The 24,188-nt window shown below is 40.9% G+C and carries 19 protein-coding genes; 12 read left to right on the top strand and 7 right to left on the bottom strand.

Annotated elements, in window-relative coordinates:
• The first annotated feature begins 354 nt into the window (after window positions 1–354).
• Complete coding sequence (locus Q0890_RS01445) at window positions 355–1,461, top strand: L,D-transpeptidase (RefSeq protein ID WP_299216549.1); 1,107 nt, start codon at window positions 355–357, stop codon at window positions 1,459–1,461.
• A gap of 224 nt (window positions 1,462–1,685) precedes the next feature.
• Here Q0890_RS01445 and infA read toward each other — a convergent pair whose 3' ends face one another.
• The 7 genes from infA to dinB form a co-directional block, all read right to left on the bottom strand.
• Window positions 1,686–1,907, bottom strand: coding sequence for a translation initiation factor IF-1 (gene infA, locus Q0890_RS01440; RefSeq protein WP_068036477.1), 222 nt, complete (start codon window positions 1,905–1,907; stop codon window positions 1,686–1,688).
• Between the two features lie 119 nt (window positions 1,908–2,026).
• Entirely contained in the window at window positions 2,027–2,854 is an 828-nt protein-coding gene (truA, locus tag Q0890_RS01435; protein WP_299216547.1) for a tRNA pseudouridine(38-40) synthase TruA, read from the bottom strand.
• 69 nt (window positions 2,855–2,923) lie between these two features.
• Complete coding sequence (locus tag Q0890_RS01430; RefSeq protein WP_299216545.1) at window positions 2,924–4,030, bottom strand: asparaginase; 1,107 nt, start codon at window positions 4,028–4,030, stop codon at window positions 2,924–2,926.
• 150 nt (window positions 4,031–4,180) lie between these two features.
• Entirely contained in the window at window positions 4,181–5,881 is a 1,701-nt protein-coding gene (locus Q0890_RS01425; RefSeq protein ID WP_299216543.1) for a FimV/HubP family polar landmark protein, read from the bottom strand.
• A 58-nt stretch (window positions 5,882–5,939) separates the two neighbouring features.
• On the bottom strand, window positions 5,940–7,811 hold the full coding sequence (locus Q0890_RS01420) for a peptigoglycan-binding protein LysM (protein ID WP_299216542.1): 1,872 nt from the start codon (window positions 7,809–7,811) through the stop codon (window positions 5,940–5,942).
• Between the two features lie 122 nt (window positions 7,812–7,933).
• Window positions 7,934–9,088: a tRNA preQ1(34) S-adenosylmethionine ribosyltransferase-isomerase QueA gene (gene queA / locus Q0890_RS01415; protein WP_299217977.1), complete on the bottom strand. Its 1,155-nt coding sequence runs from the start codon at window positions 9,086–9,088 to the stop codon at window positions 7,934–7,936.
• Window positions 9,089–9,246: 158 nt separating this feature from the next.
• Window positions 9,247–10,332, bottom strand: coding sequence for a DNA polymerase IV (gene dinB / locus Q0890_RS01410; protein ID WP_299216541.1), 1,086 nt, complete (start codon window positions 10,330–10,332; stop codon window positions 9,247–9,249).
• A gap of 548 nt (window positions 10,333–10,880) precedes the next feature.
• Between dinB and Q0890_RS01405 the strand changes: the two genes are divergently transcribed.
• The 11 genes from Q0890_RS01405 (at window position 10,881) to tssA (ending at window position 24,064) form a co-directional block, all read left to right on the top strand.
• Window positions 10,881–11,126 (top strand): hypothetical protein, encoded by a 246-nt coding sequence (locus tag Q0890_RS01405; protein WP_299216540.1) that lies wholly within the window; start codon window positions 10,881–10,883, stop codon window positions 11,124–11,126.
• Window positions 11,127–12,452: 1,326 nt separating this feature from the next.
• On the top strand, window positions 12,453–12,845 hold the full coding sequence (locus tag Q0890_RS01400) for a tetratricopeptide repeat protein (RefSeq protein ID WP_299216539.1): 393 nt from the start codon (window positions 12,453–12,455) through the stop codon (window positions 12,843–12,845).
• A gap of 149 nt (window positions 12,846–12,994) precedes the next feature.
• Complete coding sequence (locus Q0890_RS01395) at window positions 12,995–13,657, top strand: hypothetical protein (protein ID WP_299216538.1); 663 nt, start codon at window positions 12,995–12,997, stop codon at window positions 13,655–13,657.
• Between the two features lie 21 nt (window positions 13,658–13,678).
• Window positions 13,679–14,191: a type VI secretion system contractile sheath small subunit gene (gene tssB, locus Q0890_RS01390; protein ID WP_058367813.1), complete on the top strand. Its 513-nt coding sequence runs from the start codon at window positions 13,679–13,681 to the stop codon at window positions 14,189–14,191.
• Window positions 14,192–14,194: 3 nt separating this feature from the next.
• Window positions 14,195–15,685, top strand: coding sequence for a type VI secretion system contractile sheath large subunit (tssC, locus tag Q0890_RS01385; RefSeq protein ID WP_143505628.1), 1,491 nt, complete (start codon window positions 14,195–14,197; stop codon window positions 15,683–15,685).
• 54 nt (window positions 15,686–15,739) lie between these two features.
• Window positions 15,740–16,243, top strand: coding sequence for a type VI secretion system tube protein Hcp (locus Q0890_RS01380; RefSeq protein WP_025651832.1), 504 nt, complete (start codon window positions 15,740–15,742; stop codon window positions 16,241–16,243).
• Window positions 16,244–16,274: 31 nt separating this feature from the next.
• The gene (gene tssE / locus Q0890_RS01375; RefSeq protein ID WP_299216537.1) at window positions 16,275–16,835 is read left to right on the top strand and encodes a type VI secretion system baseplate subunit TssE; all 561 of its coding nucleotides are present in this window, start codon (window positions 16,275–16,277) and stop codon (window positions 16,833–16,835) included.
• A gap of 54 nt (window positions 16,836–16,889) precedes the next feature.
• A complete protein-coding gene (tssF, locus tag Q0890_RS01370) occupies window positions 16,890–18,713 on the top strand; it encodes a type VI secretion system baseplate subunit TssF (protein ID WP_299216536.1) in 1,824 nt (607 codons plus the stop codon).
• Window positions 18,677–19,717 carry a type VI secretion system baseplate subunit TssG gene (gene tssG / locus Q0890_RS01365; protein WP_299216533.1) on the top strand — a complete coding sequence of 347 codons (1,041 nt, stop codon included), beginning with the start codon at window positions 18,677–18,679 and terminating at the stop codon, window positions 19,715–19,717. The genes tssF and tssG overlap by 37 nt, the downstream gene beginning before the upstream one ends.
• 160 nt (window positions 19,718–19,877) lie before the next feature.
• Complete coding sequence (gene tssH / locus Q0890_RS01360) at window positions 19,878–22,910, top strand: type VI secretion system ATPase TssH (protein ID WP_299216530.1); 3,033 nt, start codon at window positions 19,878–19,880, stop codon at window positions 22,908–22,910.
• Complete coding sequence (gene tssA / locus Q0890_RS01355) at window positions 22,910–24,064, top strand: type VI secretion system protein TssA (RefSeq protein WP_299216527.1); 1,155 nt, start codon at window positions 22,910–22,912, stop codon at window positions 24,062–24,064. The genes tssH and tssA overlap by 1 nt, the downstream gene beginning before the upstream one ends.
• Window positions 24,065–24,188: the final 124 nt, after the last annotated feature.

Genomic DNA, 24,188 nt, shown 5'->3' with positions numbered 1-24,188 from the left:
TTAGTATTTGTTTTACAAAAAGTCTTGAAGATAGTTTGCCCGTAAATTGCTCAGCAGTTTACGGGTTTTTTATGAATAAAAATATTTAGATTACAGCGGTTAAATCTATAATCTGTACTGTAGGCGCTTTTTTAACACAGAGACTATAAGACTAGATGTTTGTTAACATAAATCTGTTACATTATACAATGCTATTGTGACATGATTACATTTGCTCAAAGAGTGTGTAAAACTAGTATTTTACAAAGCTATCCATAGAAATAGATTGGCTGTCATCTTGCTTGGTTTTTATCGAAAGCGAAAAACAAAACAACAATTTTGATATGTCTATAATAAAAAATTGAGGAATAAAATATGTATAAACCAAAAAGTAAAAGCATAGGGGCGTTAGGGCTAATTGTAGCACTATTAATGAGCCCAAGTTTTGCTGCTAATACCAATACCAATGCTAGTAACAAATCTTCTAGCACTGATGTTAGTCCAGTGACTAATGGAGTCAGTCAAAAGCTTACTGGAGATAGTGACACGGTAACTTCATTGAACAAGCTATTGCCTACTATTAAGTATACGACAGATAACTTACCAAAGTTTGCTCAAAAGGTGAATAGCGATAGCTGGCAAAAAGGGGTAGAAGTAAATCGTAGCATGAGCACCAAGCTTCAAGCCTTACTGAACTGGAACCAAAGTAGTGTTGGGCCTATAGATGGTTATTGGGGTAAAAACTCTCAAAAAGCCATGCAAGCGTTTCAAAAAGCTCGTGGTTTGAAGGTGACGGATCATCTCAATAATGAGACATGGCAAGCATTAACTAACAATAAAAAGCTTATGTCCCAACCTGTACTGGTTGGCTATAAGCTAAGTGATGCCGATGTGAATATGGAAACTACTAGCATTCCTGCTGGTGCAGAAGCGAAAGCCAAGCTTGAAGGGATGTACTATGAAAGCGTCAGTGAAGCATTAGCAGAAAAATTTCATATGAGTGAGAAGTATCTTAAGACTCTTAACCCGAATGCTAAGTTTGAGGCTGGAGAGACCATCACTGTTTATAACCCTGGTAATCCAAACACAAAACCAATAAGTCGAGTAGTCGCTGATAAAGCGACTGAAACTCTATATGCTTATGATGAGAAAGACAACTTAGTTGCAAGTTATCCAACGACTGTCGGTAGCACAGAAACACCCTCACCATCAGGGACGCATAAAGTTGAAGTAAAAGTACATGAACCTAACTACACTTATACTGGCGAGGATGGCAATCAGGCGATTATTCCGCCAGGGCCGAATAATCCAGTAGGAATAGTATGGATAGGGCTAAGTAAGCCTACTTATGGCATTCATGGTTCACCAGACCCAGCACGCATCAGCAGGCAAGCATCATCAGGATGCATAAGGTTGACCAACTGGGACGCTTTAGCATTACTAGGTACGATCAAAGATGACGCTACAGTAGAATTCAAGTAGTTTCCAAACCCCAAATACAAAAATACCGCTCAAAATTGGCGGTATTTTTTTGGCAAAACTAAGTACGATTGATTATAAAAGGTAGCAAGAAACGGACTACCATTTTTTATTGTTATCGTAAAAATCATTTAGTATTACATAATAACAGGACAATCTACTCAATAATCTATTTAACGACTCAAGAGTAAATAGCTGATATCTTAAAGATAAAATAATATAAGAGATTAGTTTTTGCCACGGTAGGTAATGCGACCTTTAGTCAAATCATAAGGCGTCATTTCTACTTTAACCTTGTCGCCCGTTAAAATACGGATATAGTGCTTACGCATCTTTCCTGAGATATGAGCAATAATCTCGTGTCCGTTTTCTAAACGAACTTTAAACAATGTATTTGGAAGGGTATCAATAACTTCACCTTCAAATTCAATAATATCGTCTTTAGCCATAGTTGGTATCTATCAATGAAAAATAAACCGATATTATACGTAAGTTTAAATATTAAAGCAACAAATCATTGTTTTTGCTTGACAGTGAGCAAGTGTTATGTATATCAGTCGATCATATTTTATTCAGGTAAGTTGAGCCACAGGGGAGTAAGTGGTGAGACTGGCAACAGCTGCTGATAATGCTCAGGATAGTAGGCGTTGATAAAGTATAGTCCGTCACCAGAAGCAGTGGGCGGCGCAATGGTACGGTCTTTTTTTGCCAAAATAGTTAAAAAGTCTGAAGGTTGTAGCTCATGCCTTCCAACCGCATGTAGTGTACCCATCAAGTTACGTACCATATGATGCAAAAAACCATCGGCTTGTATGTCAAAGACAATAAACGCGCCATGCGTAAAAAGCTTTGCGTGACTAACAGTACGTATAGGCTGGTTAGATTGACAAGCTGCTGCACGGTAACTGCTAAAATCATGAGTCCCAGCAACATCAGCTGCCACAAGTTGCATCGCTGCTACATCTAAAGGTTCGTGAATATGAGTCACTTGATGGTTGAGTATGGCAGGACGCGCAGCCTGATTGAGCGTAATGTAACGATAACGACGTGCTATAGCGCCAAAACGAGCATGAAAGTCTGTTTGCATAGGTTGCACCCAGCGTAGGGCAATATCGTCAGGCAATAGACTATTGATACCACGTAGCCAATTATGGGTCGGACGGTAGGCGCAAGTGACAAAATGCGCAATCATATTACCAGCATGGACTCCGGCATCGGTGCGACCCGCTGCGATAACTTCAACAGTTTCGTTGGCGACAGTACTGATGGCTTTTTCTAGTACCTCTTGTACTCCTGTCACCTCTTTTTGACGTTGCCAGCCTCGATAGTTGGTGCCCAAAAACTCGATGGCGATCGCCAAGTTATAAGTAGGGATGTCTTGTTTCTCAGATTCCATTAATCTTTCAACTTCCATAATAATCGTAGCGTTTGAAGTGAGTGCTTGTTTGTTGCTTGGCGCTCACGGTTAGCGGTTTTTGTTCAAAGTCGTTCCTGACTGGTTGACAGTATATGTCCAGCGTTGTCGTCTGCGTGCAGGTGTATCATAACGTAGCAATAACCATAATAACCGCGCATAGATAGCAGGAATAGTTAAGCGTCCACCAGCGATGACATGGTAGTCATATTGCCAACTGCCCGCTGCATAACTATCGCTGACTCCGCCAAATGGGCATTGGCTAGCGCATACCACCATATGACCCTGCTCATATGCACGTTTTAATGCGGTGGCTAAACTCTCAGAGTAGGGAACGTTACCTGCACCAAAACCTAATAAAATGATACCGCAGGGTGGCTCATTCAACAGCGCCTCTAGTTGTTTGCCCAAGATATCAGGTGCGTTGGGAAGGCAGTATAGCGCATGTACGCTCGCCCGTTTAGCACGCGCTTGGATACCGTCACCAACAGTCATTTGGTCATCAAGCCAGTGTTGACGACGAGTGTCTGGCAGCTGCTTTATATAACTGTTGTTTGGATAGCCAGCACGAGTATGACCAGTAAAAGCCATAAAGTCATGACTATGAATCTTTTGTACTGTTTGTGCAGGCCATGACTCGCCGCCAAAGCTAATTTTGACGCCGGATTCTCCAGCAGCAGCCAGACGTAGGGACTCACTAAGATTGTTCCATGCATCGCTATTTGCATCAACAGTATATGTCTGTAACATGTCGCTGTCTAACAGTGGACGCATACTACCTGTAACGATCAAGCACATATCAGTGCCTGCAAAAGCCTCTGCCAAAAATGCACCAAGATAACTCAAAGTATCTGTGCCTGTAATAAGTATAAATTGACGCCCTCCTGTCGCATAGGCATCTAGTAGTAGCCTGTAAAAGTGCATAAAATCGTTTGAAGTTAGTTGGCTACTATCTTTAATTAGTGTGTTATCTAACCATGAGAACTCTGGTAGATAGTTTGTTTGACTGTAATTGGTGAGCAGCGTCTGTAAAGCTGGCAAGAAAATGTCGGCATCTAAAGGCGCCAATGGACGTCCATAACTACCAAAGGTACCACCAGCATAAATGAGCTGAATAGGGTTGGACGATAGATTTGTCGAGGTCGAGGGTAATGACATGGGTTTACCGTACTAGATGTGAGTGAAAAAAATAAAATAGGGTTAATATAAATGATAAACCGTCAAATAGAAACAAGCATCTTATTTTCATAAGATGCTTGTTAATAAATAATCTTTGTTCAAAACACTGTAAAGCACTTTACCCGTATATTAAGCAGTACGCGCTAGCATCTCTTTTGCTTGACTTTGTTGTTCGCTATCACCTTGAGTGACGACTTCATTGAGTAGGCGTTTGGCACTATCGTATTCACCCAGTTGTAAATACTGACCTGCTAAGTCTAACGTCACTTGATTGCTGTCCAAGGTCTGAACAAAATCAAAATCTGTTGCAAACTGTGCGGCAAAATCACTATCGGACGCTGCAACTGTCGTATCGTTTTGAGTATCTACATGGTAGTCCTCGGTGACGCTGATATCAGCTTCATTCTCCACTGGTGTATCGGCAGTAGGTGCAGTTGCAACTTCATCAAAATCAAATTCTTCATCTATTGATAAAGTATCTTCAATACTCTCATCAGTACTATCGTCAATTACTTCCTGAGTCGCTGCTAATTCTAGTTGTGTAGCCTCGCTTACAGTGGGCTCGTCGCTACTGTCTGTTGTCTCGAGTGCAGCAAAACTGTCTACAACGTCGTTTCCTGATACCTGCTCATTTTCATTAAGGTTTTCTTGAGTGTCTAATGAGTTTGTAACAAGTGCGCTATCTTCATCTTCTAGCAGTAACGCAAAATCATCGTTAGTAGGCTGAGTATTGTCTTCTTGATTAGTAGTATCTGTCTCTTTACTGGTAACTGTCTCTTCAACCAAGTCATCAAAGTCTAAAACAAATTCGTCATCTGAGCTGACATCTTGTGACTGGCTGTCTTGCGTTTGAACATCATCGAAATCTAGCTCCGACGAGTTGCTATCATTTGTCATCAAATCGAAATCAAGCATAAAGTCATCATCGACGTTTACGTTATTTACGTGTTGATCCTTATTAACGTCGTCTACAGCAACAGGCTGAGTACTTGTTTCATCAGCATTTGTCACTTCGGTTATATCAAAATCACTGATGTCATCGCCATCTGCTGTAGTTTTTAGCTGAGTAGTTTCTAGCTGAGTAGTTTCTAAATGACTCGTTTCTAGGCTACTGGCGTTTAGATTGTTAGTTTCTGCGTTTGTGTTTTCCAAATCAGCTAACGTTAGATCAAAATTTTCATCAGAATCATTGTTAGCGCTAGGGATGCTTTGTTGTGAGGATACAGAGTCACTAAATGCTTCAGAACTGTCTAAATTGTCGTTGTCTGTATCAGATTTAATATCCGTAACAGTCTGTGAGGTGGATAAGTCAAAATCTATACCTTCAAACGCAGCTTCATTGTCAGATTCAGGCTTTACTGGTTGGTTTTGCGTTTGTTCTTGGTCTAATAAAGCTTTGAGTTTATCCGCATTGTCTATAGCAGTTGCATTACCGGACAATTTGATCGCGTTATAAGTTTTATTAAAATCTTCAAGCTGCTCGGTTGTTGCATAGATATTCAATAGCTTGAGTAATAACTCAGAATCTTGAGGTTTTTCAGTTAAGCCTCGTTCAATGGTTTCAATGGCTTTATCATAACGCTGCTGATCTATAAAGCGTTGAGCCACGGTTAATGGATCAAATTTGGTCGCGTTTTGCTGAACAGGGACTTGTTTTGAGTCTACAGACGCCGTCTTTGGCTTTAATGTGGATGCATGAGCATCTACACTTTGATTGGTCTTATCCAAGTGTTGTGCGGTTGGTTGTTTGGCCTTACTTTTGCGTAGCACGAGTACCGCTACCAGTAAAATTGCTACCAGACCCACAATGATATACAGCATATTATCCATAAATACTCCTAAGCCTACGAGCCTTGTTTACAGCAATTTGTGCTGAGCAGCGAGGCAATTATTGATTGCGTAATTTTTTAAGACGAGCTTCAAGCTCAGCCAGTTTTTGGTTTTGTAGTTGTAATTTTTTGGCATAGCTACCAAGAGTGCTGTTGGTTGCTGCTACCCGCTTAGCCTGCTCATCGGTCCGTTGACGCGCCGATTTTAGCGTGGCTAAAATGTCTGTGCTTAATCCATTACCAGTTGCCGCGGCAGCTTTAGTTTGAGTGCCATCAGCGCTACCATCACGACCAGGCGCAACGACAGAGAAACGTGCTTTTGGCAAGGTTTTAGGGGCGACTTCTGAAGGCTTATTTGACTGTTTAGGTGTTGTTTTTGTGTTAGACGGCATGTCTGTAGATGCTGTTAACTCCTTATCGCTAGTCGAGTCTGCAGCAGTTGTCTTTTTTCTCTCTTTTCTCTCTACGCTCTTTTTTTTAGCCCGGCTGACCTGTATGTAATGTTGTCTTTGAGCTGCAATAGCAGTCTGCAGGCTTTCTTGTGAAGGTACGATGTCATAACTGGGTAAGCTCAGCTCAGCGTTGGCTTTTAGCAAGTCAGCATCCTTTGCAATAAAAGCATCAGGATTTTGCGATTTTATTTGTTTCATCACCGTCGATACATCAACATTATTTTGCTGTGCAATCTGCTGAGAGATAAGCCAAAGATTATCATTACGTTGTACGGTATAGCTTGTCATGGCTGTACTTTTACTGTCTGACATAGAGTCTGTGGCGGCTATATCAGTACCAGTATTTGAGGAAACGGTAGCAGAGGGCAATGGTGCGTTGGATGAAGTGCTTGTCGCCTCAATATCATTTATAAAAGGGGTTGGCCGATTTGGACTATTTTTGAGATCTGTTTTTAGCTGTATTTGACGAGTTACTTGAATATTTAAGATATCGGCTTGTTTGTTGGTATTAACAGCAGTTTCGATAGGGCTAAACGCAGTATTCTTCACGGGCATACTGTTGTTTAGAGCTTTGTTTTTTTGCGTATCATTTTTAGCAGCTAAGCTGGTATTAGAGGCAACCGAATTCTCTAATGCTAAGGCGCTTTTGGGGTCACTGGTATTTACCGGATCTGTTTTACTGGTTTGTTTAGCGTTAGTATTATTCGTCGTTGAATCAACATTGCTCAAACCTTTGTTGTTTAGGTCGTCAGCAGACAAACCGGTTGTCTCTCTCATCTTTGATGAGCTTATCTGTGATGCACGTGAAGTCTGAGATACTGACAAAGGGGTAGTTTCAGCTGGGCTTGTCACTGCTGGTGCATTGACATTAGGTGCTTTACGCAAGACAGTTTTTGGTAATGTCTGCATTGATGTTGGCGTTTGGGTATCTGATGCCATAATCAATGGTGGCGGTGCACCACGTCTGACTGTTAAAGGTTTAGCATTAGAGTTTGACACTACCGGTAAGTTTGGTTTTGGCGCACCTGATACCACTCGTTTGGACTGTTTAATTGGTACGTTATTATTACCAAGAGGCATCAGTAGAGTCTTAGGGATGACATTGCGTTGGCCATTATCATTTATTGCTAATACGACATCTGCAAATGGCATTGATATAGGCTGTGATGTCTGGATAAGTAATTGACCAGCAGTGGCAGAAGTCGGTACAAACCGTACAGCCATAGATGCTGTAGGGGTCAGTCCCATTTGCTGATAAATCATAGGACTTGCAATACTAGCGGCAAAATCTTTAGCATCGATGTTGGTGACCGTAATACTGGCAGTCAAAGGTTCATGCTGAGCAGAGGTAATGGTTGTTTTACCCATAGTGGCTGCTTGAGCAACAGGTAACCACGCAATAGAGCTCACAGAACAAAGGAGTGCTACTGATACCGCGTGATGAATATTGGTCAATCGATGAGGTAAATGCCAAGACATGCGCAGCCCTTTTTATTATGACTTATTGATAAGTGACTTACGAAAATAGCCCAGTACAACAATGTTTATAATGAAGTATTGGGTATTCGTATTGCTTCAATTAAATAATGCTCAATCTCTCGTCAACGTACTTTTCTATCTAACAACATAGCATCCCCATAGCTAAAAAAGCGATACCGATGGCTGATTGCATGTTGGTAAGCTTGTTCAATAGCTGCTTTACCTGAAAATGCGGATACAAGCATTAATAAGGTAGACTTGGGTAAATGAAAATTGGTTAGTAGACGATCAATCACGCCAAACTCAAAACCAGGATAAATAAATATATCGGTATCGCCTGACCATGCAGCAATAATTTGTCCATCGTTTGCCGTTTTTTGATAAGCCGTCTCAAGAACACGTGCAACAGTCGTGCCAACAGCTATGACTTTTTTACCTTTTGCATGGGTTTGATTGATTAGGTCTGCGGTTGTTTGCGGTAAATGGGCATATTCACTATGCATAGTATGATTGAGCAGGTTTTCAGTTTTAACAGGCGCAAATGTACCTGCACCAACGTGTAAAGTGACAAACGCGGTATTAACCCCTTTGGTAGTTAAAGCTGAGAGAGTGGTTTCGTCAAAATGTAAGCTCGCCGTGGGCGCGGCAACGCTGGCCAGTTTGGCAGGATCATGAAACACCGTTTGATAGCGAGTATTGTCAGTTGCATCAGCATGACGCTCAAAGTAAGGCGGAATTGGCAGCTCACCGTAGATTTCTAAATCAGGAAGAATGGGCGCAACAAACGCCAATACAAATAAGTTGTCCTGACGACCGATCATCTCACAGCTCATATTGTCGTCAGCTAACCATAAGCGCTGTCCAATTTTTGGCGCTTTACTGGATTTTACATGACACAGTGCGATATTTTGGCGTGTGGCTAATGATTCATGATTGACAGTTATATCTTCTAGTTCTGCGCTCTCTATCAAACGTTCGATCAATACTTCAACGCGCCCTCCAGTATCTTTTTTACCAAATAGTCGCGCTTTCATTACCTTAGTATCGTTAAAGACGATAAGATCGCCTGTATCAAGTAACGACGGTAATGCGGTAAATAAATGGTCTTGAGGCAGGCTTATTTGTTCTGATTGATTTATAGCGGGTACATAAAGCAGCTTGGAGTCTGAGCGCTTAGCTAGTGGATAGCGCGCGATTAACTCATCTGGTAACTCATAATCATAATCGGCTACGCTTAGATAAGTCAGTGGGCTATCATCATAATTAGTATCGTTCATATTGGTATCGTTATCTATATTAGGAATGGTGGTTTTGATGTTTAAGTTGGTCATAATGAATCATATAGGTAGGTAGAATTTTGGCATTAGTTTAGCAGAAACAAAATAATAGCGGAAAAAGTTCCAAATATAGTCAGATCAGTATAAAAAAGACACGATTAATCGAATAAGGTAAGTTGTGGTAGGGGCTGTGCTGCAGAAGCTAAAGACGAGTAGGTGACTCCTACGAGTCTAATAGGTAGGGCGCGCGGTATGTCTAAAAATAGCTTATCTAACCAGTAATGTGCAGATTCTGCGCTAATAAAAGCCGTGGATAAAGTATGTGAGCGCGTTATTTGTGTGAAGTCAGCGTATTTTACTTTGAGGGTAATGGTATAAGCAATAAGCTGCTTATTGTTCATCTGTTTAAACGCATCAGCGTTCTGCTCATATATCTGCAACCGTAATGGTTCGCAATCATTCAGGTTGTCTTTAAAGGTAGTCTCTGAGCCGACCGATTTGTGCTGACGTTCAGATTTTACTAATCGCTCATCACGTCCATGAGCAATATCATGATAAAACTGTCCTCGTTTACCAAACTCGTTAACTAATGCGGCAGCGGGCACCTGACGAAGATCAGCACCAGTAGACACTCCCATAGCATGTAAGCGTCTGGCCGTTGCTTTACCAATTCCATGAAAACGCTCTATAGGTAGCGTACTAATAAATGCTGCGGCATCATCAGGGGTGATAATCGCTGTACCATTAGGTTTATTCATATCAGAAGCAATCTTTGCTAGCATTTTATTAAACGAAACACCTGCCGATGCCGTTAGTCCTGTTTGCTCTAATATTTGTGCTCGTAACCAGTTAGCCATTAAGGTAGCTGAACCTTTATGTACCTGAAGACCTGTAACATCAAGATAAGCCTCATCTAAAGATAGTGGCTCAACATGCGGTGTCAGACTATACATGATAGAGCGAATTTGGCTACTGACTGATCTATAAACATCAAATCTTGGTCGTACAAATATCACCTCTGGGCACCGCTTGCGGGCTTCATAAGAGGACATCGCAGAGCGTACGCCAAATTTACGCACCTCATAACTGGCCGCAGCGACCACACCGCGACCACTTGGATCTCCACCCACGACTAAAGGCTTGCCACGGTATTGAGGAAAGTCTCGTTGTTCAACACTGGCATAAAAAGCATCCATGTCGAGATGAATAATTTTACGAGAGGTAGATGGGATAGAAGCTGTCATAGATTCTATTCTACCTGAATTTGTAGGTATTTTGAGCAAGCGTTATCGAATATAGGATGTCATTGCGTGGATTGAAGGCGTCGAAAACCAGATGTTAACCAAGGACATGACAATGATTTTAGAAGGAATTGTTTATGTAATAGGCCAATAGGCACATTTTTGAATATATGACCATTCATTAGCCTTAGTAAGCTTTATTTAACAACAATATTACTATTTATGCGTTTGATTTTACCATTTAAGAATACATTTGTACCACTTATGACAATGAAAAAATAAGTAGTAGCCGTCAGTACAATTAGTTTGCTAAGTTAAGTTAAGATTGTTTAAAACCATATTTTAAAGTAGACAATCGAAAATCAGATTATTTAATATTGTTGAATAGTCTACACCAAATATTAACTAAATCTAAAGATTTTTTATTTGGAAGATGGTCCCAATATAAATATTCAACTTTCTTTTGGATAACAAAAGGTAAAACTTCATGTAGCTATAATGTAATAGATCTTTTAAATTTTCAAAAAGAAATAATGACTAAGGAGTTTAAAATGAACAATCAATTAAAAGGTAGTGATCTAACTCGAGCAATGTTAAAAAACGGTGACCATAACATATGGTGTGCAGTAGACGACGAAAGTGATGAGCGGGCTATTACAGACCATAAGAATAATGACTTTACTGCTCGTATTGTATCTTTTGTAGATGGCAAATTCATCTGCACAAGTGGGGCACCATGGACCTATGCTGTCCCCATTAAGATAGTGGCAATTACGCAAGAAGATGCTGGATTATAATTATCAGTCGCAAACAACTTAAAAGGGGATGATTAAGATGATGATTAAAGGGATGAGTTGGTACTGATAAGGTTTATACTTGGATTGGAAAAATATAAAAACCAAGTGACTTATAAAAATAGAACTTAAAAATTTATTTATTTATAGTTGAGTAAATTATATCTTATAGGAATTATTAATATCTTAGTTATGCATTAGTTATGCATTAGTTATGCAATGAGATTTTTTATAATTATTATATCTCTTATAGGTGTTGGATCAAATATAAATAATCTTTATTGTTCAATAATATGAAATTAATTTTCAACAGAAATAAATCTAGTATCTATACAAGTTATCTATATATTAGATAGCACCAATTTTAATACTTTTATAATATTTACCATTAAAGTGTATAACTTTACTATTTTATGTCTACGTTCATTATTTGAACGATTGGTATAGGCGATTAATTATACTAAAAATTCTCACATATAATTTTTAACCAAAAGGCTTGGGGCTGCCATTAGGAATAAACAGTTCTAAGCCCTTTGGTTTTAAAAATATAATAACTGCCTCCATAGCCAACCACTACAAAGTTACTTTTGTAACCTTTGCATTAATCTTATTCACTCGTACTGTTATCTCGACGGCCATTCATAACTTATGTTTTAGGTCTCTTATTCCATCAATGATGAACATCTACCGCTTTATATTATGGGTAATGATATTACTCAATATTCCAATACTCTGACCATATTTCTATAAATAGCTTGCAATTGCTATCTGGTTAATAACGGTTTTCAAAGCTATCTTTCATCTTTGTCTGGTTGCAAAAAAAAATCGATTACAGATTTGTTATCTATGAGCCTTATTCTATATGCCTAATATAAAATGAACATTCGTTCAAATTAAAAATTATCAAACCAAACTTTAGTATAATAATTTAGGAATCGTACTCGTGCTTTTTTCTTAAAAAACATCAAAAAGCAGAGGGTGGGCGTGCTCTACAAAAATATCAATGGTCGAAATAGACGATGAAAGGTAGATTATAGTCCCAAAAGATTACCTGTAGCTATAGATTATAATTACAATTAAGCCTTTAAAATAAAGAAATAGACAAGTATTTATCAATAATATTTTACTTATTATTGAAATATTGTCAACTACATGTATAATTTGCTTTACTATTAACAATTATTTGTTCACTATTGGCGCATATCTTAGCAAATTATTGTTCCAATTCCATTATTTTAAAATTTTGGTGACACTATATTTATGAACATTATTCATCGTACTAGGCTTACCAAATTAAATTTGTTGTCTATAGCTCTTATTGCCTCCGTCATGACTACAGGCTGTGGCAAAAGCACTAAAGTTAGCCAACATACTATTAGCCCGCCAACAGTTAAACAGTTAAGTAGCCCTTCACCCGTTTATTTGACTGGTGCTACCAAGGCTGAAAGTTTGAATGAAAGTAGCATAGAAGCATGGATGACTATAGCCAAAACCAACTATGAGTCAAAGAACTACTCGCGAGCATTGAGAGCGGCTAATGAAGCGCTCAGTATCGACAATCAGATTGTGGAGGCTCGTCAAATTGCAATGTTGTCGTCTGTTAAGGTAATGCAGCTTAATATTGATGCTTACCATAACAATGCATTGATGAGTAGTCACGATAAGGCTACGTTTAAAGATGCTTTAACCAGTATGACCACCTTAATTAATACCTCGGAGTAAACCATCCTTTGGTTAAACCACTCTTGAGTAAACAGGTGCATCAATCCAATACTAATAATAGCGAGTAACGACTTACAATGAACAGTATCAAAAGCAGGATAAAAGTTAGTTTCAAGCTGCCTAAAGCTGTCTTTTCGGGTCTGCTTATTATGGGTACTGCTATAGGTACAGCACATAGTGAGCTTGTCATACAAGAAAAAGATCCAGGCTCAAGCGTTATTAATCAATTCGCTAAGCTTAAAAATGCTGATGCAAGATCACCGCAGCTGCATCAATTAGTTTCAGACCTAAATCACAGACTGTCAGTCAACCCAAATGACTCTTTAGCATGGGAGATTTTGGCACAGATTTATTACAATAATGGCTATCCTGCTTATGCTGTCTATACAGCAAGCGAAGCAATCAATCTGGGTCACAGCACTGCCAAGCTTAAAAAGATACTCTTAAATAGCAGTGCTATCGTCTCTCAAAAGCAATTGCAATCAGACTACTTAACTGATGAGGTTGATGCAGACTTTTTAAAAGAATATCAGCATGCTCTTAGCAAAATCTACGGTGAGATCTACGGTTTTAATTACGATGAGTCTTTACCAAAACCACCAGCGCCTGTCATAAAGCCAAGAGCGGTAAAAAACAAGACTAAATCGAGAAAACAGCGCCGTACATCCGTTAAGAAAAAAGCTTCTCCTGTCAAAAGACAAGCAGCAGTGAAACAAAGGCGCGCTCCTACCAAACCCGTCAAAAAGCAGTCTCCCTCTAAAAGTAGTCCTTCTATAGCTACTGACCCATTTAAAAATGTACGTTCAAAATAGCAATTGCTGAGGTAACTTATTATGGCAAAGCAAGACAGTGTGCAAAAGAAACTAGCAAAAGTACGTGCTCCTCGAGTACATCTTACTTATGACGTCGAAGTTGGCGATGCGATCGAAACTAAGGAGATTCCCTTTGTTGTTGGCGTGCTGGGTGAGTTCTCAGGTGACTCTACGCTTGAACAACCGCGCTTTAAAGACAAGAAGTTTGTTGAAGTAGATTTGGATACTTTCGACGAGGTAATGTCAGGACTAGCGCCGCGCGCGACCTTTAGAGTTCAGAATGATTTGAGTGACACAGGTGGCGAATTTGCGGTTGATTTAGCATTTAATAGTATCGACGATTTTCGTCCTGAAGCTGTGGCCGATCAGATTGAGCCGTTAAAACAGTTGGTACAGGCACGAGATCGATTGGCAGACTTACGCAATAAGATTTCGGCTAATGAAAAACTTGAAGATCTGTTGGATGATGTGCTTAAAAATACTGAGCAAGTCAAAAAAATGGCCGAACAAAATCAAACTGACGGTGAGGATTAAACGATGAGTGCCCAAGCCCAGCAGAACATAGCAACCGATTCGTTGAATAATGAAAGCTACGACTTACTCGAAGAAATCGTCAATAAAAGTAACGTTGCCAAGTCCGATGATGAAAAGAACCGCGCGAAGTCGCAAATCGCAGAGCTGGCCAATGAAGTTATGCAAGGCACAGTAACATTATCAGATAATTTATCGGCATCAATTGACGCGCGTATTGCTCAGATTGATGCGCTGATCTCTAAGCAGTTGACTACGGTTATGCATGCTCCTGAGTTTCAGAAGCTAGAATCTAGCTGGCGCGGTCTACATTATCTATGTAGCCAAACGCCATCAGAATCCATGCTTAAGATACGCATGATGAACACCACAAAGCGCGAGCTTACCAAAGACTTTCAATCTTCGATAGATTTTGATCAAAGCACGTTGTTCAAAAAGATATATGAAGAAGAGTTCGGTAGTTTTGGCGGCGAACCCTATGCAGCAATCGTTGGTGACTTTGAATTTACTCGCCAAAACTCCGATATGTATCTGCTTGAGCAATTGTCTCATGTGGCAGCAGCTTCTCATGCACCATTTGTATCGGCTGCCTCAGCTGAGATGTTTGGATTAGATTCATTTACTGACATTGGACGCCCTAGAGATTTATCCAAAATATTTGAAACGGCAGAATACATACGCTGGCGTGCTTTTAGACAGTCAGAAGATGCACGTTACGTGGCTCTTACGGTGCCTAGATTTTTAGGGCGTCTGCCTTATGACCCAAAAGAAGGGACAGTGGTTGAAGGTTTTAACTTTACAGAAGAAGTCTCGGGTAATGATCATAGCGACTATCTATGGGTGAATGCCGCTTATGCATTTGCATCGCGTCTGACCGCTGCTTTTTCAGATTATCGCTGGTGCGCAGCTATCCGCGGCGTTGAAGGCGGCGGCTTAGTTGAAGGGTTACCTGTCCACACTTTTAAAACCGATGATGGTGATTTGGCACTTAAATGTCCCACCGAGATATCTATCACTGATCGCCGTGAAAAAGAGCTGAGCGATTTAGGTTTTATTCCATTAGTCCATTGCAAAAATACCAATTATGCGGCCTTTTTTGGTGCGCAATCAGTACAAAAAGCCAAAACTTATCAAAACGATGATGCTAATGCCAACGCTGTGTTATCGACCCAACTACAATATATCATGGCAGTATCACGTATTGCCCATTACCTAAAAGCGATGATGCGCGATAAGGTTGGTAGCTTTTTATCGCCTGGTAATGTTGAGTCGTTTTTGAACGACTGGATTTCTCGTTATGTCTTGCTAGACGACGGCGCCTCTCAAGAAGCAAAAGCCCAGTACCCATTGCGCGAAGCTTCTGTACAAGTTGTAGAAGTGCCAGGTAAACCTGGCGTCTACAAGTCAGTGGTCTTTTTGAGACCACACTTTCAACTTGACGAATTGTCTGTTTCTTTGCGTTTGGTCACTCAACTACCGCAGTCTAGCAACAGCTAATCGTTTATTAAAATCCAACGTTAAGTTTAAACTTCTCAAAACAAGGTATGTGATATGAAAGACATTTATATTCAGTTCCGTGGTAAATACAAGATTGACGGCGAGTCTCGTGATAGCGAGCATAAAGGCTGGCTTGAAGTAAATACCTGGGACCATTTGATCCGTCAACCAAAGTCAGCGACAGCCAGTAGTGTTGGTGGTCACACCTCTGAGCGTTGTGAGCATGCTGACATGACGTTTATGAAAGATTTGGATTCTACTAGCCCTAAGCTATGGGAAGCGTGTTCAGCTGGTTATACTTTTGATGAAATTCAAATTGATTTTTATCGTGCTAATGGTGATAAGCGCGTCAAATATCTTGAAGTGAAGCTTAAACATGCGCTTATCGCTAGTGTTGAGCCTACTGTCCGTTCTGAAGGCGTACCTATTGAAAAAGTCGGTATCAAGTATGCCGCCGTTGAGTGGACTTACACGCAACAAGATATCGATGGTACTGCTAAAGGTGCTGTGACTAAGAAGTGGTCGCTGGCTAACAATACTGCCACGTATACCGCTTAAGGTCGGTAGTTTTACGTGATATGGATGTATTGTGATTAAAAAGAAAGGTTTATATTTAGGCCTTTCTTTTTTATTTTTTACGATAGGAATGACTGTATTAATGAATTACGCTGCTAAAGCATCTAATAAAGAAATCGGGTTTCGTCCAAACTTATTTGAACAGTTATTTGATGACCAGCCTCGTCAATTAGCGCATGAGCTTGTTGTGCGTCGTCTAAATATTGAGGAGTTAAAATCTTCTGTTGCACAAGACTTGGAGTCTTTATTGAATACGCGCTGTGTGGTGTCCGGTAAGCTGCAAGAATATAAACATGTGCGCTCATCTATTTTGAATTTCGGAATACTGGACTTTGTCGGACTAAGTAGTGCCAATCCAGCGGATTGCGATTATATTTGTCGTCAAATCGCACAAACAGTGGAGCAACAAGACACCCGTTTAAAAAACGTTAGAGTTTCTCTGGATATTGGTGCTGTAGATGTTAATCAGCTTTGTTTTTCTATTGAAGCCTTACTGAAAGTTTACCCAGCACAAGAGATGGTCAGTTTCGATGCGTTCTTTGAACCAAGCTCTCAACGTTACTTAATAAAATAAACTATGTCACAGTTAAATCTGCATATATAGCAGCGATAAATATATTGAGGCACCATGGACAGTCTACTCCCTTATTTTGAACATGAACTTAGCTTGTTCAATAAGCAGTCGAAAGAGTTTGCCAAAAAATATCCGAAAATAGCAAATAGGCTATTGATGGGACACGATACGGTAGATGATCCGCATATCGAACGGTTGATACAGGCTTTTTCGCTGGTTAGTGCGCGCATTAATAAAAAGCTGGATGATTCATACGCAGATTTTACCGAGTCTTTATTGGAAGTCGTGTATCCCGACTATCTTAAACCTTTCCCTTCAGTATCCATCGCTCAATTTAATCTAGGTGTGCAGGGCAATGCGATGAGTGAGGCTGTCTTAGTACCTAAACAAACCGCGTTCTCTACCCAAAAAATAAATGGCACGCCTTGTCAGTTTCAATCAACCCAAGACGTTACCTTGCTACCACTAGAGATCGATACTGTCAGTTTTGAGACTCATCAAGAAGTGTATGACAATCAGCATGGACTGCTCAATGGTTGTATTAGTATTAAGTTTAAAGGTCTTAACCCAAGCTTTGATTATCAAACATTACTGGGTCACTCGCTGGATTTATATATAGATGAAGATGCCAGTCAAGGTACTAGCCTATGGGACTTGCTATGGTGTGATGTTAGACAAACCCATCTTCACGGTAGTCAAGTTAATAAAGTAGTTGGCAGTCCGTTTGAAATTATTGGCTTCAATCCTGAGCAACAGATTTTGCCGACCCACAGAGTGAGTAATGCTGCTTCCGCTTTGTTAAAAGAATATTTTTATTTTCCAGAAAAATTTAACTTTCTACGCTTAAATCTTGGTCATGCTTGCTCTGAGCTAAAAATTGATAGCAGTGGTTTTGAGATTCGTTGTTATTTTAAGTTTGATAAAAAGAACACTATTCGCCTAAAAAACCTGCAACAGCTGAGTGCAAGCAGTATCAAACTATTTTGCACGCCAGTCGTAAACTTATTCAAGACAGCAGCCAATCCAATTCAAGTGACTCATCGTTCCATCTATTATGATTTAGTGCCCGATACCCGCGCGCTCTTTCAGCATGAAATCTATGAGGTCAATAAAGTCATAGAGTCCAAACAAAATGATAATCGTTTAGTACAGCGTGAGTATCATCCATTTTATGCGCTGAATCATTATGAGCAGCAAGATGACGGTCGTTATTATCATATTAAGCGTGATAAGGATATGGCTGAATTTAAGCAGGGTTTTGAATATCAGATTATGTTTGTAGAAAAGAGCCGCGAAGATTTGTCAGGTGCGGTCAGTATGAGTGCTTCTTTGCTATGCACCAATAGAGACTTGCCTGCCCAAGTGGTGTTCGGTCAAAGTCGTGGTGATCTGTTTAGTGAGGGTATGACAGGATTTAGTAGTCTGTCATTGTTGAAGCAACCAACCAGAACCGTACGTTTTGAATACACCGGTGAAGAGCGCTGGCGACTGATATCACTCATTAGTTTAAACTTTTTATCACTTGCCGCCCAAGACGCTGAGCTGATGAAAGAGTATCTATCGCTGTACGACATTACTCAATCAGCCTCAAATAAACTTTTGGTTGAAGGCATTGTCTCTGTTGCGACCAGCATTAAAGCTCGGCGTATTCAACGTTTGCCACAACCAGGATTTGTGCGTGGAACCGAGATTGATATTCGCATTAATCAAAAAAACTTTGCTGGTGTTAGTATCCGTCAGTTTGCCCATTTACTGGCTCATGTTTTTGGTTATCACGCCAGCTTAAATAGCTTTGTTGAAGTGGTCATTAGTGATGCCGTAACCAAAGAGGAGATATATAGATGTCAGCCACGCAGTGGTCTCAGTCCTCTTATTTAACGGATCTAATCGCGACGCCGCAAGCCTATGATCTATTGCAGGCGTTACGTTTGGTTCGTCATGAAGCCAGTATGGGGCATGCATCTATCGAGGTGCGTTATCGTGCCTCGTTGTCATTGGCTTATCCGCAAGCTGAGATTGAGTCGATGTCGCTAATCGCACAAGACAATATGGACGACAATGCTAATCAAATAAATGCCAGTCAAATAAAGACCAGTCAAGTAAAGGTTAGACAATTAGAGTTGTGCCCAGCGGTTATCGGACTGACTGGGCCAATGTCTGTCTTACCAGCGATGTATACCGATCAGCTAGCATCGCGAGTACATCATGCAAAAGATAAAGCGGCACCAGAATTTTTAGACTTGTTTAACCATCGTCTGACGGACTTATATGTCCAAGCGAGCTGGTTTTATAATTTGCCGTTGCAGTATGAATTAAACGATAAAAAGGACAGCTACCTTTTAAGCCTGCGAGCGCTTGCGCGTCAGCCCAAGAAATTGACGGCAATAGACAGCTTGATTGCCTATGCTGGCATGATTGCCCCAGGGCGTCTGACTGCCGATCAATTAGCACATGTATTGTCACATTTTTTGGATAGCACAGTCAGTGTTCAGCAGTTCGTTCCTGAGTGGTTTGATCTACCAGCTACCGAGCAGACAGCGCTTGGTGGGCAGTACGCAGCGCTTGGTGTGTCAGCATTTTGCGGCGCGCGTGCCGTGCAGTTCGACAGTAAGATTAGAATAGTATTTCATCAATTGGATGCTAAGCGCTATCTCAGGTTATTGCCTGCAGGCGATATGTATCAAGTCATCATTGATTTTATTCGTAAATGGTGCGGTGTGTGTTTGGCGGTCGAGATGCAGCTAGAGCTGGACAAGCAATATATTAAGCCTTTGTCGTTATCTGAAGAGGGTTTTGGTGGTTTGGGGCGCGGTGGTTTTTTAATATCGCAGCCTGCTACTCAGCATCATGACGACACCCGTTATGCGTTACCTATTCAATGAAAGTTATAGCACAGTAAGAGGGTTCACAAGAAGAAGGTTATAGATCAGGAAGACAAGAAACAACCTTCGCCAATTCAGTTAGAGAGTTGTCAGTTAAAGAACTGGTATTGGGTTTATAAATATAATTTTAAATCAAATAAGAATGCTAAGGAAAAGATTTATGAGCCAACTAAAAGCTGTTATTACCCGTTTAAGTCCAAGCTGTCGACAGTGTTTGCAGCAGGCAGCTAGGCTTTGTATCAATAACGGGCATCGCGAAGTCGATACCATCCACTTGCTACACGAACTTATTGCTACACCGCATAATGACGTGGATCAGATATTAAAAGTTAGTAAGATTAATCAGCAGCTATTATTATCACAGCTAGCAGATTTACTAACTGGTTTTGGTCAGGCAGCAGGCTCAACCCCTGTATTTAGTCAGGGCTTAATGGCTTTGTTGGAAGATGCGTGGGAGTTAGCAAGTAGCCTACATGGACAAAGTGAGAACAAAAACAGTCCGCTAGAAATTCGCTCAGGTCACATATTATTGGTTCTATTGACTTATGAGCGGTACCAGTCACTACTCAAAACTTTGCCGGAGCAACTACAGTATATCGATCGCTTTACCCTCAAGGACGATTATGATCGCCAATGTTCCAGTAGTACCGAAGGTAGTGGCTCAGTTAAATCAGACAAAGCTGCGTTAAGCGAGAATGCCAATTTCGGTAGTTCAAAGTCTGATGGTTCAAAGTTTGATGGTACTGATTCTGATAACAGTCAAGATCAGTCAGATATAAGCCAGACCACACCTGCCTTGGATAAATATACTTATGACTTAACTGCCAAAGCCAGAGCTGAACAAATAGACCCAGTCATTGGTCGCGAGTTTGAGATTCATCAACTGATCGATATTTTGATTCGCCGTCGCCAAAACAATCCTATCTTGACGGGTGAAGCAGGCGTTGGTAAAACTGCTGTGGTAGAAGGCTTGGCACAAAAGATAGTCGCAGGTTACGTCCCTGATCAATTAAAAGATGTGACGATACGCAGTCTCGACATGGGGCTACTGCAAGCAGGCGCAAGTGTCAAAGGTGAGTTTGAAAACCGCTTAAAGCAAGTCATCGAAGAAGTTCAAGCCTCATTGCACCCAATTATCTTGTTCATCGATGAGGCGCACACGCTTATCGGTGCTGGCGGGCAGGCTGGTCAAAATGATGCGGCAAACTTACTTAAGCCTGCACTAGCTCGCGGTGAGCTAAGAACGATTGCTGCTACTACTTGGTCAGAGTACAAAAAATACTTCGAAAAAGACGCTGCTTTATCGCGCCGTTTCCAAGTCGTCAAAGTAGATGAGCCTGATATCGATACGGCGGTCGCGATGATTCGTGGTTTGAGTGCCAAGATGCAAGCGCATTTCGGTATATTAATAGACGATGATGCGCTACAAGCGGCGGTCGAGTTATCAGCACGTTATATCAGTGACAGACAATTGCCCGATAAAGCGGTAAGCGTGTTAGATACGGCGGCTGCACGCGTGAGCTTATCAAAGACTGCCATGCCCAATCAGCTTGATAGGCTAAAAGCTAAGGGAATACAGCTAGAGCAACACATTAATAATCTTGGTCAGCAGCTTGAGCGTATTGGCGGTGTTGATGAAAAAGAAAAAGTTAGCCAACAAATTGCCATACTCGATGAGCAGCGCCAGACGAATCAACAAAGCATTTCTGATATGACGAGCCGCTGGCAGGAGCAACGCCAGCTTAATGATCAACTTGATGCGCTCAACCAGCAGTTGAATGGCGAGCTAGATGACTCTGATACGCTTAATGCAAAAGCACGTTTAGAAAAACAAGCAGAGTACCAAAATATTGAGCAGCAATTAAAACAAGTACAAGAAGCAGAGCGTCTTATACACGCGGTACTAGATCGTCAGGTCATCAAACAAATTATCTCAGATTGGACAGGTATCCCGTTGACAGATATGGCAGGTAACGAAAAAAACCACATATTGACCTTGGCTGAGACTTTGCAAGAGCGCGTCATTGGACAAGACCATGCTGTTGCCGCTATTGTCAAGCGTATTCATACAGCGAAAGCACGCTTAGATGATCCTAATCGTCCGCAAGGCGTGTTCTTGTTAGTAGGGCCAAGCGGCGTTGGTAAGACAGAAACGGCATTGGCACTATCTGAAGTATTGTATGGAGGAGAGCGTAATCTAATCACGATTAACCTGTCCGAATATCAAGAAGCTCATAGTGTAGCGTCTTTAAAAGGTTCGCCACCAGGCTATGTTGGTTATGGCGAAGGGGGCGTCTTGACTGAAGCCATCAGACGCCGACCTTATAGTGTTCTATTACTTGATGAGGTGGAAAAAGCCCATCCGGACGTCTTGGATTTATTTTATCAAGTGTTTGACAAAGGGGTAATGGAAGATAGCGAAGGGCGTTTAATCGACTTCAAGAATACGCTTATTTTGCTGACCAGTAATATTGGTTCATCCGCTATTATGCAGCAATGTATCAATACTGATCCTACTGTTACTGATTTTAGCTTACCCGATAGTGACAGCCTAAGACAGGCAATCAATCCACATTTATATAAAGCCTTTAAACCCGCATTTTTGGGCCGTCTGACGGTGATACCTTACTATCCGTTGACTGATGATGCGCTAGCAGAAATTATCCGCTTGAAATTAGATAAAATCACTGGTCGTATTCGTGATAATTATGATGTTCCTTGTATCGTCGATTCTGAGGTTATCGAGCTGATTTTATCGCGTTGTCATGAGGTTGACTCTGGTGCACGCAATGCGGACGCTATCATCAGTCATACGTTGCTACCACAGCTGGCAGGTCAGCTACTTGCTCATGATGATAGTCAAAGTGTACTGAAAAAGATTACGGTATGCGTCGATGAGAACGATAATTTTGCTTATCGTCTCGACTGCGATGCTATTGTGGCTCTCAATCAAATGGCGCAACACAGTGAAGATGAGACTGATGCTAATTCTGACACTGAGAATACTACTAATCTTAATTCAAAAGGCCAGCTTGAAAGTAGCAGTAATGATCAAGTCAATACAGCAGCAACCAAGCAGCTAACTGCAAAACAGGTGGCTAGCAAAAAGACCTCTACAAACAAAGCTACTACCAAAAAGACTCCAGCGAAAAAAACGGCAACCAAAAAGATTACTGAAGAGGATTTATCATAATGAGTGTTGACCATTCTTCTTTAACCAGCATAGAAACTCTTATAGCGCCTATTGTGGATAGTCATCAAGGTGTCGGTGAAGACCTGACCTTTGACCCACGCATCGATGCTATCGTTGCTGCCCGTCAAGAAGATGATCCACTGCTGGCGCAAGGCAACTGGATCACTGAACTCAAAGTCGCTGATTGGGACTTTGTGAAAACTCAATGTACAGACTTGCTGACTAATACCAGTAAAGATATGAAGCTAGCATTATGGTATGTCGATGCACTCAGTCATACCGATCATCTAGCAGGCATTAGTCATGGGTTACGCTTGCTACAGGAGTTAAATGATGAGTATTGGCTCACCATGTATCCACCACTAGATGGTGAAGACGATAGTATGGATATCAGAGCAGGTTTGCTCTCGTGGTTCGTCAAGGCTTTAACAGATGATCTCAAGCAACTACCGCTCTCTGATACTAAGATTGGCAATTATAATTATAACTACTATTTGACTGCACGTGACCATGATAAGCAGCGTCAGCAAAATCCAGACAGTGAAGCCAGTAATCAGTTAACACTTAGTGATTATAACCAAGCTATTAAGAGTAGTAGCGAGTCTTGGCAACAAGCCTTAATGACTGAACTTGATAATATAACTACTCAGTGGCAGACTTTAACTGATCAGCTTAACGATCTCATGGGTATGGATGCTCCGGTTTTTGCGCCAGTGACTGATTTATTAATTGCACTCAAACAACATTTGCACCCGTTGATACCTGAACAATTTGATAATGCAGACAAAACTATTCAAGAGGGTATGACTGATGCGAATATCTATGATAATAGTAATGAAGATGTGACATTAAGGAGTGCTGGGCAGCCATCTGCCTCAACAAACGTCACGTCAACAAGCTTTAATCCTACCAACCGCGATCATCAAAGCAACCGTCGGCAAGCACTCAAACTGTTAGGGCAAATACAAGACTACTTTGCAACCAATGAGCCGCACAGCCCAGTGACGTTTTTACTCGGTCGGGCGATTGATTGGGCAGATATGCCACTGGACCAGTGGCTCACTCATATTATTAAGAACGAAGATCAGTTATCCACACTATCGGACATGATTGGTATTCAGCCCAAACGTGAGTCATCTAATGATAGCTATTGATTCGTTTGTTAATTGGACAGTTGGTTGGGATGTACTAGAGGTTGGGCTGTTGGTTAGCTTGTAGTCTATCCAGAATATTTACACCTTGTCATTTTAAGCTTTAAACCTTGGACTTATAGAGAAG

Source organism: uncultured Psychrobacter sp., from assembly GCF_947488565.1.
GTDB lineage: Bacteria > Pseudomonadota > Gammaproteobacteria > Pseudomonadales > Moraxellaceae > Psychrobacter > Psychrobacter saeujeotis.
This window is presented reverse-complemented; position numbering and strand designations above follow the sequence as displayed.

Bases quoted from the DNA above. Each gene is read 5' to 3' on its own strand.
- Q0890_RS01445 (WP_299216549.1), top strand. From the start codon at position 355: ATGTATAAACCAAAAAGTAAAAGCATAGGGGCGTTAGGGCTAATTGTA.
- infA (WP_068036477.1), bottom strand. From the start codon at position 1,907: ATGGCTAAAGACGATATTATTGAATTTGAAGGTGAAGTTATTGATACC.
- truA (WP_299216547.1), bottom strand. From the start codon at position 2,854: ATGGAATCTGAGAAACAAGACATCCCTACTTATAACTTGGCGATCGCC.
- Q0890_RS01430 (WP_299216545.1), bottom strand. From the start codon at position 4,030: ATGTCATTACCCTCGACCTCGACAAATCTATCGTCCAACCCTATTCAG.
- Q0890_RS01425 (WP_299216543.1), bottom strand. From the start codon at position 5,881: ATGGATAATATGCTGTATATCATTGTGGGTCTGGTAGCAATTTTACTG.
- Q0890_RS01420 (WP_299216542.1), bottom strand. From the start codon at position 7,811: ATGTCTTGGCATTTACCTCATCGATTGACCAATATTCATCACGCGGTA.
- queA (WP_299217977.1), bottom strand. From the start codon at position 9,088: ATGAACGATACTAATTATGATGATAGCCCACTGACTTATCTAAGCGTA.
- dinB (WP_299216541.1), bottom strand. From the start codon at position 10,332: ATGACAGCTTCTATCCCATCTACCTCTCGTAAAATTATTCATCTCGAC.
- Q0890_RS01405 (WP_299216540.1), top strand. From the start codon at position 10,881: ATGAACAATCAATTAAAAGGTAGTGATCTAACTCGAGCAATGTTAAAA.
- Q0890_RS01400 (WP_299216539.1), top strand. From the start codon at position 12,453: ATGACTACAGGCTGTGGCAAAAGCACTAAAGTTAGCCAACATACTATT.
- Q0890_RS01395 (WP_299216538.1), top strand. From the start codon at position 12,995: ATGGGTACTGCTATAGGTACAGCACATAGTGAGCTTGTCATACAAGAA.
- tssB (WP_058367813.1), top strand. From the start codon at position 13,679: ATGGCAAAGCAAGACAGTGTGCAAAAGAAACTAGCAAAAGTACGTGCT.
- tssC (WP_143505628.1), top strand. From the start codon at position 14,195: ATGAGTGCCCAAGCCCAGCAGAACATAGCAACCGATTCGTTGAATAAT.
- Q0890_RS01380 (WP_025651832.1), top strand. From the start codon at position 15,740: ATGAAAGACATTTATATTCAGTTCCGTGGTAAATACAAGATTGACGGC.
- tssF (WP_299216536.1), top strand. From the start codon at position 16,890: ATGGACAGTCTACTCCCTTATTTTGAACATGAACTTAGCTTGTTCAAT.
- tssG (WP_299216533.1), top strand. From the start codon at position 18,677: ATGTCAGCCACGCAGTGGTCTCAGTCCTCTTATTTAACGGATCTAATC.
- tssH (WP_299216530.1), top strand. From the start codon at position 19,878: ATGAGCCAACTAAAAGCTGTTATTACCCGTTTAAGTCCAAGCTGTCGA.
- tssA (WP_299216527.1), top strand. From the start codon at position 22,910: ATGAGTGTTGACCATTCTTCTTTAACCAGCATAGAAACTCTTATAGCG.